At 48.4% G+C, this 14,784-nt stretch carries 11 protein-coding genes; 2 read left to right on the forward strand and 9 right to left on the reverse strand.

Features of this window, described 5'->3' with window-relative positions; genetic code table 11:
• Positions 1 to 85 precede the first annotated feature (85 nt).
• From CWI76_RS08905 to pilM, 5 genes are read right to left on the reverse strand one after another with little or no spacing between them, the layout of a single operon-like run.
• Positions 86 to 2,275, reverse strand: a complete 2,190-nt coding sequence (locus tag CWI76_RS08905; protein ID WP_241967998.1) for a type IV pilus secretin PilQ — start codon at positions 2,273 to 2,275, stop codon at positions 86 to 88.
• A complete protein-coding gene (locus CWI76_RS08910) occupies positions 2,275 to 2,814 on the reverse strand; it encodes a pilus assembly protein PilP (protein WP_126760000.1) in 540 nt (179 codons plus the stop codon). Before CWI76_RS08910 ends, CWI76_RS08905 begins: the two co-directional genes overlap by 1 nt.
• Positions 2,811 to 3,401, reverse strand: coding sequence for a type IV pilus inner membrane component PilO (locus tag CWI76_RS08915; RefSeq protein WP_126760001.1), 591 nt, complete (start codon positions 3,399 to 3,401; stop codon positions 2,811 to 2,813). Before CWI76_RS08915 ends, CWI76_RS08910 begins: the two co-directional genes overlap by 4 nt.
• 1 nt (position 3,402) lies before the next feature.
• Complete coding sequence (locus CWI76_RS08920) at positions 3,403 to 3,996, reverse strand: PilN domain-containing protein (RefSeq protein WP_126760002.1); 594 nt, start codon at positions 3,994 to 3,996, stop codon at positions 3,403 to 3,405.
• On the reverse strand, positions 3,984 to 5,051 hold the full coding sequence (gene pilM / locus CWI76_RS08925; RefSeq protein ID WP_126760003.1) for a type IV pilus biogenesis protein PilM: 1,068 nt from the start codon (positions 5,049 to 5,051) through the stop codon (positions 3,984 to 3,986). Before pilM ends, CWI76_RS08920 begins: the two co-directional genes overlap by 13 nt.
• Positions 5,052 to 5,263: 212 nt before the next feature.
• On the opposite strand from pilM, the gene CWI76_RS08930 reads away from it, so the two are divergent.
• Positions 5,264 to 7,726 (forward strand): penicillin-binding protein 1A, encoded by a 2,463-nt coding sequence (locus tag CWI76_RS08930; protein ID WP_198678600.1) that lies wholly within the window; start codon positions 5,264 to 5,266, stop codon positions 7,724 to 7,726.
• A 22-nt stretch (positions 7,727 to 7,748) separates the two neighbouring features.
• Here CWI76_RS08930 and metL read toward each other — a convergent pair whose 3' ends face one another.
• A complete protein-coding gene (gene metL / locus CWI76_RS08935; protein WP_126760004.1) occupies positions 7,749 to 10,199 on the reverse strand; it encodes a bifunctional aspartate kinase/homoserine dehydrogenase II in 2,451 nt (816 codons plus the stop codon).
• Positions 10,200 to 10,405: 206 nt separating this feature from the next.
• Between metL and metJ the strand changes: the two genes are divergently transcribed.
• Positions 10,406 to 10,732, forward strand: a complete 327-nt coding sequence (gene metJ, locus CWI76_RS08940; RefSeq protein ID WP_126760005.1) for a met regulon transcriptional regulator MetJ — start codon at positions 10,406 to 10,408, stop codon at positions 10,730 to 10,732.
• A 52-nt stretch (positions 10,733 to 10,784) separates the two neighbouring features.
• On the opposite strand, the gene argH is transcribed toward metJ, so the two are convergent.
• The 3 genes from argH to argF are packed head-to-tail and all read right to left on the reverse strand — an operon-like array spanning position 10,785 to position 14,779.
• Positions 10,785 to 12,626: an argininosuccinate lyase gene (argH, locus tag CWI76_RS08945; protein ID WP_126760006.1), complete on the reverse strand. Its 1,842-nt coding sequence runs from the start codon at positions 12,624 to 12,626 to the stop codon at positions 10,785 to 10,787.
• 3 nt (positions 12,627 to 12,629) lie between these two features.
• Positions 12,630 to 13,868 (reverse strand): argininosuccinate synthase, encoded by a 1,239-nt coding sequence (locus CWI76_RS08950; protein WP_126760007.1) that lies wholly within the window; start codon positions 13,866 to 13,868, stop codon positions 12,630 to 12,632.
• Positions 13,865 to 14,779, reverse strand: coding sequence for an ornithine carbamoyltransferase (gene argF / locus CWI76_RS08955; RefSeq protein ID WP_126760008.1), 915 nt, complete (start codon positions 14,777 to 14,779; stop codon positions 13,865 to 13,867). The genes CWI76_RS08950 and argF overlap by 4 nt, the downstream gene beginning before the upstream one ends.
• Between the last annotated feature and the right edge of the window lie 5 nt (positions 14,780 to 14,784).

Consider the following 14,784-nt stretch of genomic DNA (forward strand, 5'->3'; position numbering starts at 1 on the left):
ACGGAATCCGGAGTGTCTCAAGACCTTCCTTTACCCAACCAAAAAGATGCGCGATTATCGCAAGTCACAGCTACATAAGCAAGGTTTACGGCGTATTCGTTACAATTCGTGGCGTGACGAAAATTAACAATTCACGCTTTTCATTAACCTGACTGTCGGTACGGAACAACACGCCAACGTAAGGAATATCACCCAGCAATGGCACTTTTGAAATGTCGTTTAAGATTTGTTGCTGATAAATACCGCCCAATACAATTGTTTCACCGTTCTCAACGAGCACTTGCGTGCTAATTTCTTGCGTATCAATGGATACCGCAGGACCAGTTGGTGTACTGACGGTTTCACCACGGGTGTTTTGAGTAATAACCAAATCAAGTATCACACGGTTATCTGGCGTGATTTGTGGTGTCACAGTTAAGCCCAACACGGCTTTCTTAAACTGAACTGACGTTGCACCTGAAGAAGCACTTTCAACGTAAGGAATTTCGGTACCTTGTTCAATGTAAGCTTCTTTCTGGTTCGCCGTGGTGATACGCGGGCTAGCAATGATCTCACCTTTGTTTTCTCGCTCGAGTGCCGATAACTCAAGATCAAGCAAGCGGCCATCGGCGAGTTTTGCAACCTGGAAGCCGATAGTGGCCGCAGGTGATGCGATTGGTAAGTTCACATTGAAGTCACCGGTAACATTAGTTCCAGTACCCCACGGTGGCGGAACAGAGGTATCTAAAGTCGGTTCAGTGATACCCCAGCGAATACCGAGCTCGTCACTGATATTGTCACGAACGGTCACCATACGAGCTTCGATGATTACTTGTTTTACCGGTACGTCAAGCACGTTAACCATGGCTTTAACGGTTTCAATTTGCTCTGGCGTATCGCGCACTAGCAATGTGTTGGTGCGCTCGTCGACAGTCACTGCACCGCGGCTTGATAATAAATCTGAGCTATCAGTACGCAGAATCTGTGCAATCTCGTCTGCTTTGGCATAGTTGATTTGAATGTACGAACTTTCCAAAGGCGCTAAATCTTGCATGCGCTGGCGACTTTCTAACTGCTCGGCTTCGCGTTGGGCAAGTTCTGAAGCTGGCGCAACAATTAGAATGTTGTCGTCATAACGCTTGTCCAAACCTTTCACGCGCAAGATGGTTTCAAGCGCACGCTCCCACGGCACGTTTTCTAAACGTAGCGTGATGTTACCTTGAACAGATTCACTGGCGACCAAGTTTAAGTTGTTCTCGTCAGCTAAAATTTGCAGTAACTGGCGAACCGGAACATCTTGGAAATTCAATGAAATCGGCTTCTGGCTCGATTCCGCTTGAGCTTCTTGAGCATCTACTTGTGGTGCTTCAGCTAAGTTCAACCGTAAATAACCATCAATTTGCTCGAGCTGGTGTTTAAATTTACGCTTACCAGCAATCTTAATGCGGCTATGACGACCATCACGGAACGTTTCAACATAAGCCACTGGCGTTGCAAATTGACTCACATCAAGCACATACAACAAGTCTTCTGGCAGTTCTGTGTCATACAAAATCAGCTCAAGATCGTTGCCACGCATACGCGCTTCGTGCTCAACATTGTCTTTGTTCAAGGCAATACTAACTTGACCAACATCATTCGATAAGCGGAAGAAATTGATGTTCGTCACGGCAGTTTTTTTCGGCACTTGCTTGCTATCGGTGCGAACCTCAGCTCGTGGTTGTTCAGCAGGCTGCGCTGTTTCCTTAGCGGCTTGCTGTTTCACTGGCTCTGGTTTCGCTGGCGCCGGCTTGCTATCCGCTTCTTTCGTTGCTTCTGGCTTAGCTGGCTTAGCCGGGGTCGACTGGGTCGCTGCCGGTTGGCTTGCTGTCGGCTTATCGGCAGCTGCTTTCGCGGTCGATTGTGCCGGCTCGCTACCATCTTTTGGTGCGACGAATACTAACACCATGACTTCGCCAAATCGGCTCATGAGGTTCTCAAGAGGCTTCTTGGTATACACGCGAAGCATGAGATCTTCGCGCTGCTGTTCAATTTCGACATAATCGAGCAAAGGGTGGTTTGGCAGATCTAAACGGCCATCTGGCATGTCAGCGCTGGTGCCGAGCAATAAAAACTCGTGGAGATTTTTATTACTGCTACGGGTAACAACTGGTGACTCGACACGTTTTGAAAAATGCGCTTCAAGATTAAAACGATCTTTATTCAGCGCAATCTGCTCAACCCGTAAGAGCTCATTGGCCGATACCGCAAGGGGCATCAACAGCAGTAGACAAAAGGTACGGATTAAGTGCTTCATTAGTTCGAGCTCCTTTGCGAGTTCAGCAAGGTTAACGATACGTCGCGTTGTTGCCAGCAGCCGTCGCCGGTAGCTAACCATTCACGAATCGAAATTTGTTGTGGAGTAATAGCGGTGATGCGGCCGTTATCGAGGCCAATGAAATCACCACGTTGTACGCGGAATAATTTACCCTCGTTGGAGACAACCAGTGCCACGAGCTGGCCATCTCCGGAGCGCATCGTACCGCTCAATGCGAGTTGGTCAAGAGCAACGCCCTGTAGGTTACCTTTCGGGGTTCCGAGAGTTGGTTGCGGGCAGTTTTGTCCAGACGCTTGCGCTGCATTGTCACGCAGCGGTGTTGGCTGGAATGGATTACGAATATCCGCCCCGGTGTATTGAATACGCTCTAGCTCAGGCAATTCAGGAGGCGGGCTAATACCGGGTTTCGCGGTTTGCTGAACCTCAGCAGTAAACTGTTCAAGATCTTGATGCCCAGTTGGCGCACAACCTGCCAAAAACCCAAAAGCAGCCGCTGACACAAGCAATTTTTTCATCATGGTTGTGCCCTCAACGTTTGCTGACGATAAGTCTCGGCGTTAATCGATAAACTTAAAGTGCCCTCATCGTCTTGCAGTTGCATTTTGAAATCTTTGACACTAATGATGCGATCGAGGCTCGACATTTGACCAACAAAGTCACCGATTTGATGGTAGGCGCCTTTTAATTCAATACGCATTGGTAGCGCGGTATAAAACTCACGCGGCTGCGGCATCAACCATTCAATGCGATCAAAACGTAAACCACTCTTCGTCCCAATCAGACTAATGTCGTCCAGTAATTTAGGCGTCTCATCATCGTTCGGGAGCATGGCTAAAAGTGTTTCGAGGTCACTATTAAGTTGCTCAAGTTGTTCGCGATACAACGGCAAGTTCACCGCCGTTTGATACTTGGTTTGATAATCTTGTTTGAGCTGTGATTCTTTTGCGACTTCACGCTTATAATTTGCCCATTCGTCGGCCAAGATAAAGTGATAACTTAAACCAAGCACGGCAATGGCAATAATAACCAATACCGCAATGCGGAACGGGCGCGGCCAAAATGGCAACTCGTTGATATCTAATTCACGTAGGCTATCCATACTCATCTTACTTTTTCGCCTCCGTGGTTGTTGGTGGAACAATCGTTACCACCAATGAAAATGCATCGTAATCGGAATTCGCATCGGCGCCACGGGCGCGACCACGCGAGCCAAAACTGGCCGAAACCACGTTTCGCAGTTCGGGATCAGCGAACACGGACGACGATTTCAAATCACGTAAAAATTCGGAAACCCGATTATTGGAAATACTGCGGCCACTAATAATCAACTGCAAATCACGCTTCTCAAGTGAATGCAGATACACGCCGTCTGGTGTGCGTTCGGTTAATTCATTAAAGATAGTAATGGCTGTGTTTCGATCTTCATGCAGCGATTGAATCAACTTGATGCGGTTTAAAATTTCTTGTTTCTTCTTATTAATGCTGTTGATTTCAGCAATTTGCGAATCAAGAATTTGAATTTGTGATTGCAAGAAGTTATTACGGCGTTGCTGGTAACTCTTGTAGTCGCCAATGACCATATACGCGGCGCCAAAAATAATTCCAGCAATACCAACCGCAATACCAGCATGAATGCCGAAGCGGGTTTTTGCGCGTTGGCGTGCGGTTTCGCGCCACGGGAGTAGGTTTACATGTGCCATGTTGCAAAACTCCGTAACGCAAGGCCTATCGACTCAACAAATCGTGGCCCGTGATTTTGTAGATGCGAAAACTTACTTGGCAAAATAAAGTGCTCAAAAGGGTTTAGCGCATGTACGGGGTACTCAACTTGCTCGCTCAAAGCTTCCGTAATCATCGGTAGCATGGCGCCGGTGTTTATCAGTAATATTGCAGCGAAGCCCTTGTCCGCAGCATTGCTTTGATACATTTGGACGCTACGGCTAACTTGGTTCCACAAGTTGCTTAAAAAGTCTTGAATAATCAGGGTAGGGAAATCGTCAATATCACCTGAGCGCAGCTTCGCCATAATTTCGCCATGGTCGATGCTACCATCTTCGTCGAGTGCACTCAGCAACGGTGTTAAGCCGCCGGACTGTGGCCGGTGGAAGGCCACTTCACCTTGATGAACAACAATAATTTGTATTGCACTGGTACTAATATCGAGAATCAAATACGGGAGCTTGCTCTCGAGCACTTCTGGGTGCATGTGCGGCAACAAATGACCGCAAGCGCGCGCAATGGCTTGGTTATCAACATCCATAATGGCAACCTTGTACCCAGCACTTTCAAGCGCCTGTACGCGGCTGTCGACACTGATGGTTCGGGTAGCGGTTACTAAAACGCGTTGTTGTCCCGGAAGCGTTTGATGCTCGCCGAGGCTTTCAAAGTCATAGCGCACTTCGTTGATGGGGAACGGGATAAGTGCTTCAGCTTCGCTTTCGATTTTCTCAGCAATCGCTTCATCATCTAAATCGAGACTCATTGGTACTTGCTTTGATATTGCTTGCGTACCTGATACAGCAGCGACAGCGACCCGTGTGCTGCCCATACGCTTACGCACCTGCGTAATCATCTTCGCAAGTTTCTCGATATCTGAAATTTCGTCGTCGGTAATTAAATTCTTCGGTAGTGATACTTCAGCAACATGTGTAATGTCGTAAGTATCGCCGCTAGGCACAAGCTCAATAGCCTTTACTGCATCCGAAGCGATATCAATTCCCAGACCTGGCTTTTTTCCCAGACCAAATAGCCCCATAATGCTCCCCTGAATTGGACCGGTTTCTATGGCATTATATTATTAAAATTGTTCTATGCCGAACCTCATATTAAGCAGAAAGGTAAGCATTGTGCAAAGTTCTTTGCACTATCTAAATAAACATTACGTTTCTGTCCTTATCTTTCTATAATATGAACGTAAATTGCGCAACCTGTAAAACAGTATAGTCGAAAGGAAAAAAGGGGCTGTCTTTGAAGATTTTTAAGTGGGTGCTTGGCGTCGGTGCGGCATTAGCTATTTTCGGCTCCATTGCCGTGGTTGGATTGTACTTCTATTGGGAAGACGACTTACCGAGTGTGGCAGAACTCAAAGAAGTGCGTTTGCAAACACCAATGCAAGTGTATTCATCTGATGGTGAAATGATTGCGCAATTTGGCGAAATCCGTCGAATTCCTCTGCAATTAGAAGATATTCCTCAACCACTTATCAATGCTTTTCTCGCCACCGAAGATCAACGTTTTTACGACCACTTTGGAATTGATCCGATTGGTGTTGCTCGCGCTTTCGCACTACTAGTTAGTACTGGCGAAATTCAAGGGGGTGGTAGTACCATCACACAACAGCTAGCGCGAAACTTTTACTTGAGCTTTGAGCAAACCTGGACGCGAAAAATAAAAGAAGCGTTTATTTCTTTGCGAATGGAAAAAGAGCTGAGCAAAGACGAAATTCTTGAACTGTACCTGAATAAGATTACCTTTGGTCATCGCGCCCACGGAGTTGGCGCTGCGGCGCAAGTTTATTACGGGAAAGAGGTACAAGATCTCACGTTGGCACAAATGGCGATGATCGCTGGCTTGCCAAAAGCACCTTCCACGATGAATCCAATTTCGAATCCAGAGCGTGCGCGCGAACGCCGCGCAGTTGTGCTTGGCCGGATGCTCGCTGAAAACTTTATCTCAGAGAGCCAATATCGCGAAGCGTTAGCCGAGCCAATCGATACGCGTTTGCACGGTGCAGAAGTGACCATGAGTGCGCCGTATTTGGCGGAAATGGTGCGTGCCGATATGGTTGCGCGCTACGGTGAAGATGCTGCTTACAACTCTGGCTTTAAAGTTTATACAACGGTTAATGCGAAGCAACAGCGGGCGGCGCAACGTGCGGTGCAGTTGAATCTGCATGGGTACGACGAGCGTCATGGCTACCGTGGTGCCGAGCAAGTGTTATGGCAGCCAGAAGACGAAGCTTGGGAGCTTGATGCCATTCGTGAATTTTTGCGCGAACAAGAATCGATTGGTTTAACCGTACCGGCAGTTGTTTTGAGCGTTTCTGAGCAATCCGCACAAGTTCTAACCGCCAGTGGCGAAGCACGCGAATTACCATGGTCTGGGCTTGCTTGGGCACGCCCTTATATGCATGCCGATCGTCAAGGCCCGGCGCCCAAAGTAGCGGCTGATGTATTGGCGCCTGGTGAGCTGATTCGTATACGAGCGACCGAGCAAGGACTTCGCTTAGCGCAAGTACCAGAACCAAGTGGTGCGATTATTTCTTTGCGCCCACAAGACGGCAGTATTGCGGCAGCCGTGGGTGGATACAGTTTTGCCATTAGCCAATACAACCGGTCAATTCAGGCCGAACGTCAAGCCGGCTCGAACATCAAGCCGTTTATTTATTCAGCGGCGCTAGAAAATGGTTTTACCCTAGCAACGTTAGTGAACGATGCACCTATCAACCAATGGAACCCTGGAAGTGGTATTGCTTGGCGTCCGCGGAATTCGCCAGATGTTTATGAAGGTCCGATTCGAGTGCGCCAAGCCTTGGCTAAGTCGAAAAACGTTGTATCGGTGCGTCTGATGCGGGCAATGGGTATTGATACCACGGTTGAATATTTGACCCGCTTTGGTTTTGCGATGGATGAATTACCGCGTAACGAATCATTGTCTCTTGGTTCGGCATCGATGACGCCGTTAGAAGTCGCACGTGGCTATGCGGTTTTTGCCAATGGTGGCTACTTGGTCAATCCGTATTTCATCGAACGCATTGTCGATAACAATGACGAAGTTGTTTACACCGCGCGTCCCGCTGTTGCTTGCGTATTATGTGAGGACGAGCAGCGAGAAGTGGTGCAGGCACCACAAGTAATTTCGGAACAGAATGCGTATTTGGTTACCGAAGCGATGAATTCAGCGGTGTGGGGGGGTGGTAGTTGGCAACACCGCACGGGCTGGAATGGGACAGCATGGCGTATTCAACGCTCGAAGCCAATTATCGATTTAGCTGGTCGTAACATCGTCGGTAAAACCGGTACAACAAACGACGTGAAAGATACTTGGTTCTCTGGATTCGTCAGTGGTTTGGTGACAACAGCATGGGTTGGTTTTGACAACCTTGAACGTGCGCTTGGCAGCACGACGATGAATGAAAATTTAGACAGTGACGAGCAGCCTATTTCAGGTACTGAGGGCGGGGCAAAAACGGCGTTACCAATGTGGATTGATTACATGGAAACAGCGCTAGAAGATGCCACCGTTGAACCGTTCCAAGTGCCGCCTGGATTGGTGATGGCGCGGATTGATTTAGCGACCGGTAAATTGAGTCGTAAGAACGACTATACCACGCGTTTTGAATATTTCTTGCCGGGCACTGCGCCAACGGAGTATGCGGATTCGAAGTCGTCGTCAAAAGATATTTTCAGTGACGACGACTCGATTTTCTAACTCACGTTCTTAAAGTAAGGAATTAACCCTGATGCCGGTTGCTGAGACGACTCAGCAACTGGTTTAAGTCTGATTGAACGCCACCCGCCGTCACTTCTTTACCTGCTCCCGGGCCACTAATAACCAGTGGCATTTCGTGATACCAGTCGGTATAAATCACGAAAATATTCTCACCTGGTATTAAATTCGCCAGCATGTCACCTTCTGGAATGTACTCAATGCCGACACGGGCGCGAACGCTGTCATCGTCTTGTACTGCAAAACTTGCTAACAAGCGCGGTACCTTCTGAGTCTTCTGTGCATCGGTGTACAAATGATGCATGGCGTCATCGAGTTCGGGCAAACGCTGCATAAACTCTTCCAGTGAAATATCCTCGAGTTGTTCGGGCAATAAGCTTTCGACATCGATATCTTTCCAGTCCAGCTTTAAGCCGATTTCGCGTGCCAATATCAGCAGTTTACGGACAATATCTTGGCACGTTAAGTCTTCACGCGGGTCTGGCTCACTCAAACCGCGAGCCTTCGCTTCCCGCACAAGATCACTGAACTTCACTTCAGAATTGAAGTTTTCAAACAACCAACTCATGGTTCCTGAGAAAATGCCTGAGATACTGCGAATGGTATCACCCGAGTTACGCAGGTCATTTAGCGCATAGTTCAATGGTAAGCCCGCACCTACCGTGGTGTTGTAATACCATTCACGCTCGTACTCACGCTGAATGGTACGAATTTCATTGTACTGCGACTCACCTGAGGCACCCGCGCGCTTGTTCGCACTGATAATGTGTAGCCCATTCGCAAAAAAGCTTGGATACAATTGAGCCACAGCAACCGAATCAGTTAAATCGAGCATCACCAGTTCATCACACGGTGCATTTGGTAACTCTGGAATAAGTTGGCTCAGCTCGTATGGGCGTGCGAACTTATCGAAGCTCGCTTGCCAGTCATCCAGCTCAAGGCCGTTGTAATCTAGCCACATACGGGTTGAGTTTAAGATGCCGAGAATACGTACATCCATTTGCTCATTGATACGCTCGCGCAGACGGCGGTATAGCGACAACCATGCGCTACCGATGTTGCCACGACCAACCACCAACACACCAAGGCTACGGCGATAGTTAAACAGCTGACTGTGCAAGCGATTGAGTAAGCGATTATCGAGTTTCTGTTCAAGAATTGCGATGACCGCATTACTGTCTGGCGAAAATGCCAAGCGGCGCAAGTTCTGCGCGCTTAATTCGGTTTTGAAGGTGCTGTACTGGTCGGTTTCCTGAATGCGATTACCTACCAAGGCAATCATCGAGTAACCTTGCATTTGCACCACGTGATCCGCTTTATCAACCTGCTCCAGCCAGCGTTCCAAAAACTCTAAATGGTTCTGGTGATACGCATAGTAAGCATGATGCTGAGCAATTTCGTTCCAGCTAATCAATGGCGTGAGGTCAAGATCTTCAAATTGCTGGACTAATTTGGCATCACTTAAATCAACGCGGAACAGAACAACGTCAGCTAACGACGTGAGCACTTTGCCTTTGGGTTCAGTATCTTCGTACTGGCCAATTCGTGTTTGTTGATTCTCAACTTTCAAACTGGAACGCACGGCGATAACCATGCGCTCGCGGTTTACCGGTTGGAAGGTACGCGGGTGTAATACTGGGCTGCCCAAGCGCGCTAACTCTTCAGCTTCTTGCCAATCTAAAATAGGCAAGCTAACAACGCGCTCAACTTTGCGTGGGTCGGCTGAGTAAACACCAGCAACATCTTTCCAAATGGTAACCTGCTTAGAATCAATCAGGCTGCCAACTAGCGTAGCCGAATAGTCACTACCGTTACGACCAAGAATTAATGAATTGCCTTCAGGGTCGGCGCAAATAAACCCGGTGACAATAAAGCGAGTGCCAGGGTGCGGCGCAATTCGGTTTAACAGGCCTGCACGCGAAACGGGCACACGAATATGAGGCTCAGGAGCATCATCGGCCACCAAGAACGTGCGAGCATCAATGTAATCTGAAGTGACGCCTTGCTGTTGCAACAACGCCGATAACAAACGGGCGCTCCAAAGTTCGCCATACGACAACAACTCAGGTCGGCGGGTAATTTCTTCTTCGCCGTTTAGCCATGCCCACCAACGCTTAAAATCATGCTGCGATTGCTTAAGCACGCGCGCTTGCATATCGCCATTAAGCAACTCAGTGATAAGACCCTGTTGGTATTTTTCGAGCTGCTTCAGGAGCACTTCAGCGACGCCTAAGTCGTCGGCCTTTGCATCAATAATGGCGAGAATTCGGTTGGTGGTATCACCTGCAGCTGACACCACTACTAAATCGCTGGCTCCAGCATATTCAGTAACAATGCGTGCTACGCGACGGTAACAATAAGCATCAGCTAAGCTGCTGCCACCAAATTTATGAACCTGAACCGTATCGGCTACAGCTTGTATCTGCTCTGGGGTAACCTGAACCTCAACCGTCATGATGCGTGTGCGTTCTCCTGTGAGAAAAGAAAATAAAAACTCGATTATACGGTGCGTTGTTGTGCCAATAAAGCGCCATTACGCAAGGTTAGCACAAAAAGACGTATAGACAGCTATGCGTATAAAGTTGACTGTGCCAATTTCACCAGTACAATTCAACACATTGTGCAGGGTCTTTTAGTCACACATTGAACACGAGGTGTAGTATGGAATGGGACGGTGATTATATTTACCCGTATGTTGAACACGGGAAAAAAAGTGAGCACGTGAAGAAAATCACCGTGTCGATTCCCACACGTGTACTCAAAGTACTCACCGATGAGCGCACGCGACGCCAAGTGAAGAACCTGCGTCATGCAACCAATAGCGAATTGCTCTGCGAAGCATTCTTGCATGCGTTTACCGGCCAACCGTTACCAACCGACGACGACCTTCGCAAAGATAATCCTAATAAAATTCCAAAAGCTGTGCGTGAAGAATTAGAGCGTCGCGGCTTACCGATTCCTGAAGATATGAGCGACGACGTTGATTAATAAAAAAAGCTGCAGCCGTTAGACTGCAGCTTTTTCATGCCACTTAAAGCTTCTACAGCAAGTATTCCAAAGCAGTTTCGTCACAATTGTGTTTGCGCGGGCACAGTTCACAATCTTTCATGACTTTTTCTGGCAGCTTTTCCTTCAGCGTCAGGCGGAAATTTAGCTTACCGAAAAATTCCGGTACGCGAGTGAGCACAATCGTACGTGTAATGCCCAGTTCTCGTGCTTTCCACAATAAAAATGCGACTAACTCAGCGCCGAGACCTTTGCCTTGAGCACTTGGGAATAGGCCCAAACTGCGGATTTCGGCTAAGCCAGTGCTATACACATAAAGTGCCGCACAACCAACAACTTCGTCGTCAATTTCAGCGACAGCAAAACTTTGAATCGCTTGCAGAATGTCCGCTTTATCACGAGGTAAGTTTTCACCTTGATCGGCCCAGTACGCAATGAGCTCACAGATTTTATCCACATCGCTTAAGCGCGCTTGGCGTACATGCTTGCTCGCCGCTTCGGCCGCGTGTAACCAATCTTGGGCATGTTTTATCGCCACCTTCACGGCACTTGGCGCTGTGCCACCCATGGCTTTGCGCTGCTGCAAGCCGTACTCGAGATCTAACGTGGCATATACGTCGTTGTCGATGAGCTCACACACGTGTTGAAAGTCTTCGAGAGCGAGCTGCTCAAGCGCAAGCCCCTGCTGCTGGGCTTTTACGACTAACTCACCGGTAAGGTGGTGCGCATCACGAAACGGTACGCCTTTACTAACGAGGTAGTCAGCTAGCTCGGTTGCATTGCTATACCCTAATGCTGCTTGCAAAGCCGCATGATCTTTGTTCACCTTTAATTCAGGTATCGCAAAGGCAAGCATCTGCAAGCACTGCAAATAGGTATGCAAGGCATCAAACAAACCTTCTTTGTCTTCTTGCATGTCTTTGTTGTACGCCAGCGGTAGCCCTTTTAAGGTAATTTGCATGGCGTGCTGATGACCCATCACGCGACCGGTTTTGCCACGTAACAACTCAAACAAATCAGGATTTTTCTTCTGTGGCATCAATGATGAACCACTGCTGATCTTGTCGCTCATGCTGAAGCAACCCGATTCGCCTGAACAATAGAAAATAACGTCTTCAGCTAAGCGCGATAAATGAATCATGCCGGTGCTTGCGGCGTTTAATAAATCCAGCACGAAATCGCGATCGGATACCCCATCAAGACTGTTTTCACTGGCATAACGGAAACCTAATTCGTGGGCTAACGCCTCCCGATCAATCGCTGCAGTTGTGCCCGCCAGCGCACCACTGCCCAGAGGGCTCACATCAAGCCGACGGATAGTTTCGCGTAAGCGACTGACATCGCGTTGCAGCATACTCACGTAAGCCATTGCCCAATGCCCGGCAACAATCGGCTGTGCTCGCTGCAAGTGGGTATAACCCGGCAGCATGGCATCCTGATAGGTTTGCGCAAAGCTCAGCAAGTTTTCAATGGCAGCTAAGTTAGCCGTCACCAAATGTTGCGCAAACTGCTTGCAGAACAAACGCAGATCGGTTGCCACCAAATCATTGCGACTGCGACCGGTGTGTAATTTCTTGGCAGTCGCACCAATTTGTTCAATCAGCTGAGCTTCCACCCAACTGTGAATATCTTCAGCATTGCTTTGTAGTGGTAACTCAGGTTGCTTTGCTACTTGTTTAACTAACGCGGATAACGCTTCCTGTAACTGCTGATTTTCTTCTGTGCTAATCAAACCAGCCTGCTGCAATGCACCCGCCCAAGCTTTTGACGCCTGCAAATCAAACGGTGCAAGCACATAATCAAACCGCAAGGAGTCGTTAAATTGTTTGAATTCAGCGGCACTGGGCTCACTGAACCGTCCACCCCATAAGCTCATGACTTACTCCTTGCCAGCAGTCGAGGTGTTATCAGCGGCGTGCTGATGTAATGCTCGAATTCGACTGGCCAAACTATACAAACGAATAAAGCCCTCGGCATGCTTCTGATTATAGACTTCGTCTTCATCAAAGGTGGCAAATGCGTTTGAATACAGACTGTTCGGCGATTGCTTCTGAGTCACTGTCACCTTGCCTTTGTAGAGTTTGACCACAATGTCGCCACTAAGCGGCTCAGCAATTTGGGTTGCTGCCGCCAACATAACGTCTTTCAAAGGCGTGAACCAACGGCCGTCATACATCAATTGCGCGAACTCGTTACCTAAACGAATGCGGTAATCTTGTGTGGTGCGGTCAAGTACTAGGCTCTCAAGGCCCTGCAATGCGGCGTAAAGTACCTCACCAGCTGGGGTTTCATAACAACCACGCGATTTCATCCCAACCAAGCGGTTCTCCACCATATCGAGGCGCCCGACGCCATGCGCACCGGCAAGTTGATTCAGGTGCAAAATGGCATCAACAGGCGCAAACGCTTGACCATTAATATGCGTCAGTTCACCGTGGGCAAACGAGAGTTGCAAATACTCGGGCTTATCGGGAGCTTGCTCCGGTGCAACGGTCCATGTCCACACTTGCTCAGTTGGCTCATTCCACGGGTCTTCCAGTTCGCCACCTTCGGTTGAAATATGCCAAAGGTTTGCATCTCGGCTGTAAATCTTTGTCGCCGACGCACTACATGGAATATTGCGCTCTGCTAGATAAGCCAATAACTGCGGACGTGAGCGCATGGTCCACTCTCGCCATGGTGCAATAACAGTTAATTCAGGTGCTAATGCCGCGAATGCCGATTCAAACCGAACCTGATCGTTGCCTTTACCAGTGCAGCCATGGGCAAGCGCATCGGCACCAACTTGACGAGCAACCGCAACCTGCGCTTCAGCAATAATGGGGCGAGCTAACGCGGTACCCAGCAAATATTGGCCTTCATAAATGGCGCCAGTTTTTAAGGTTGGGTAGATGACTTCGCGCGCAAACTTATCTTTTAAATCGACAATGTGACAACTGCTGGCACCAGAGGTAATGGCCTTCGCTTCAACCCCTTCAAGCTCCTCATCACCTTGGCCCACGTCGGCAACAAAGGCGACCACTTCGCAGTCATAATTTTCTTTCAACCAAGGCACAATAGCCGATGTATCCAAGCCACCTGAGTACGCGAGAACAACTTTATTCACTGACTTACTCATGCCTGAGCTCCTTCAAAAAGTTTGACCAAGATTGCGTTTTGCGCGTGTAACCGGTTTTCAGCTTGCTGTAAAACCAAGCTTTGTGAACTATCGATAACTTCTGCAGTGACTTCACGCCCACGATAAGCTGGTAAGCAGTGCATAAAATACTTCGCACCGAGGCGTTTCATTAAATCACTGTTCACTTGGTACGGTGCAAAATCATGCATCACCGAATTGTTATCGCGGCTCTGCCCCATAGAGAGCCAAGTGTCGGTATAAATAGCATCGGTGGATTGCAGTTGTGTTAAATCGTGCAACACTGAAATTGAGCCGCCAGTTTGCGCTGCTTGTTGCTGTGCTGCAGCAGTGAGTTCCGCATCAGGCGCATAGCCTTCAGGTGTCACAACCTGCATGTGCATACCAGTGCGCGCAGCACCGGCCATTAACGCTTGGCAAACGTTATTACCGTCGCCAATGAAAGTGAGGTGCACTTGGCGTAAATCACCGAGTTGTTCTTGTAGTGTGAGTAAATCAGCTAATGCTTGGCACGGGTGACAGGTATCGCTAAGGGCGTTTACAACCGGCTTATCTGAAGCTGACGCAAGGTCACTTAATGTGCTTTGTGAATAAACGCGCGCCACAATCGCATCATGCCAAAGTGCTAAATTCGCACCAACGTCAGTGGCAGGTTCACGCTCACCAATTAAGTTTTGTGCATCTAAATAGATGCTGTGACCACCTAAACGGTGAATACCTGCGGCAAAACTTGCACGCGTACGCAACGATGGCTTTTCAAACAACAGTGCAATGCTTTTGCCCTGCAAATAAGTCGACCACGCGGTCGGACGCTGTTTAATGGTTTGCGCTAACTGCAATAACTCAGTGGTTTGTTGCGGGCTTAGCGCCGGCATTTCAAGTAAATCATTCATGGATG

Source organism: Pseudidiomarina marina (genome assembly GCF_003987045.1).
GTDB classification, from domain to species: domain Bacteria; phylum Pseudomonadota; class Gammaproteobacteria; order Enterobacterales; family Alteromonadaceae; genus Pseudidiomarina; species Pseudidiomarina marina.

What these genes read in the sequence shown, in the direction of transcription:
- CWI76_RS08920 (WP_126760002.1), bottom strand. Translation starts at nt 3,996, where the DNA reads ATGGCACATGTAAACCTACTCCCGTGGCGCGAAACCGCACGCCAACGC.
- CWI76_RS08915 (WP_126760001.1), bottom strand. Translation starts at nt 3,401, where the DNA reads ATGAGTATGGATAGCCTACGTGAATTAGATATCAACGAGTTGCCATTT.
- metJ (WP_126760005.1), top strand. Translation starts at nt 10,406, where the DNA reads ATGGAATGGGACGGTGATTATATTTACCCGTATGTTGAACACGGGAAA.
- argF (WP_126760008.1), bottom strand. Translation starts at nt 14,779, where the DNA reads ATGAATGATTTACTTGAAATGCCGGCGCTAAGCCCGCAACAAACCACT.
- CWI76_RS08950 (WP_126760007.1), bottom strand. Translation starts at nt 13,868, where the DNA reads ATGAGTAAGTCAGTGAATAAAGTTGTTCTCGCGTACTCAGGTGGCTTG.
- CWI76_RS08910 (WP_126760000.1), bottom strand. Translation starts at nt 2,814, where the DNA reads ATGATGAAAAAATTGCTTGTGTCAGCGGCTGCTTTTGGGTTTTTGGCA.
- metL (WP_126760004.1), bottom strand. Translation starts at nt 10,199, where the DNA reads ATGACGGTTGAGGTTCAGGTTACCCCAGAGCAGATACAAGCTGTAGCC.
- CWI76_RS08905 (WP_241967998.1), bottom strand. Translation starts at nt 2,275, where the DNA reads ATGAAGCACTTAATCCGTACCTTTTGTCTACTGCTGTTGATGCCCCTT.
- pilM (WP_126760003.1), bottom strand. Translation starts at nt 5,051, where the DNA reads ATGGGGCTATTTGGTCTGGGAAAAAAGCCAGGTCTGGGAATTGATATC.
- argH (WP_126760006.1), bottom strand. Translation starts at nt 12,626, where the DNA reads ATGAGCTTATGGGGTGGACGGTTCAGTGAGCCCAGTGCCGCTGAATTC.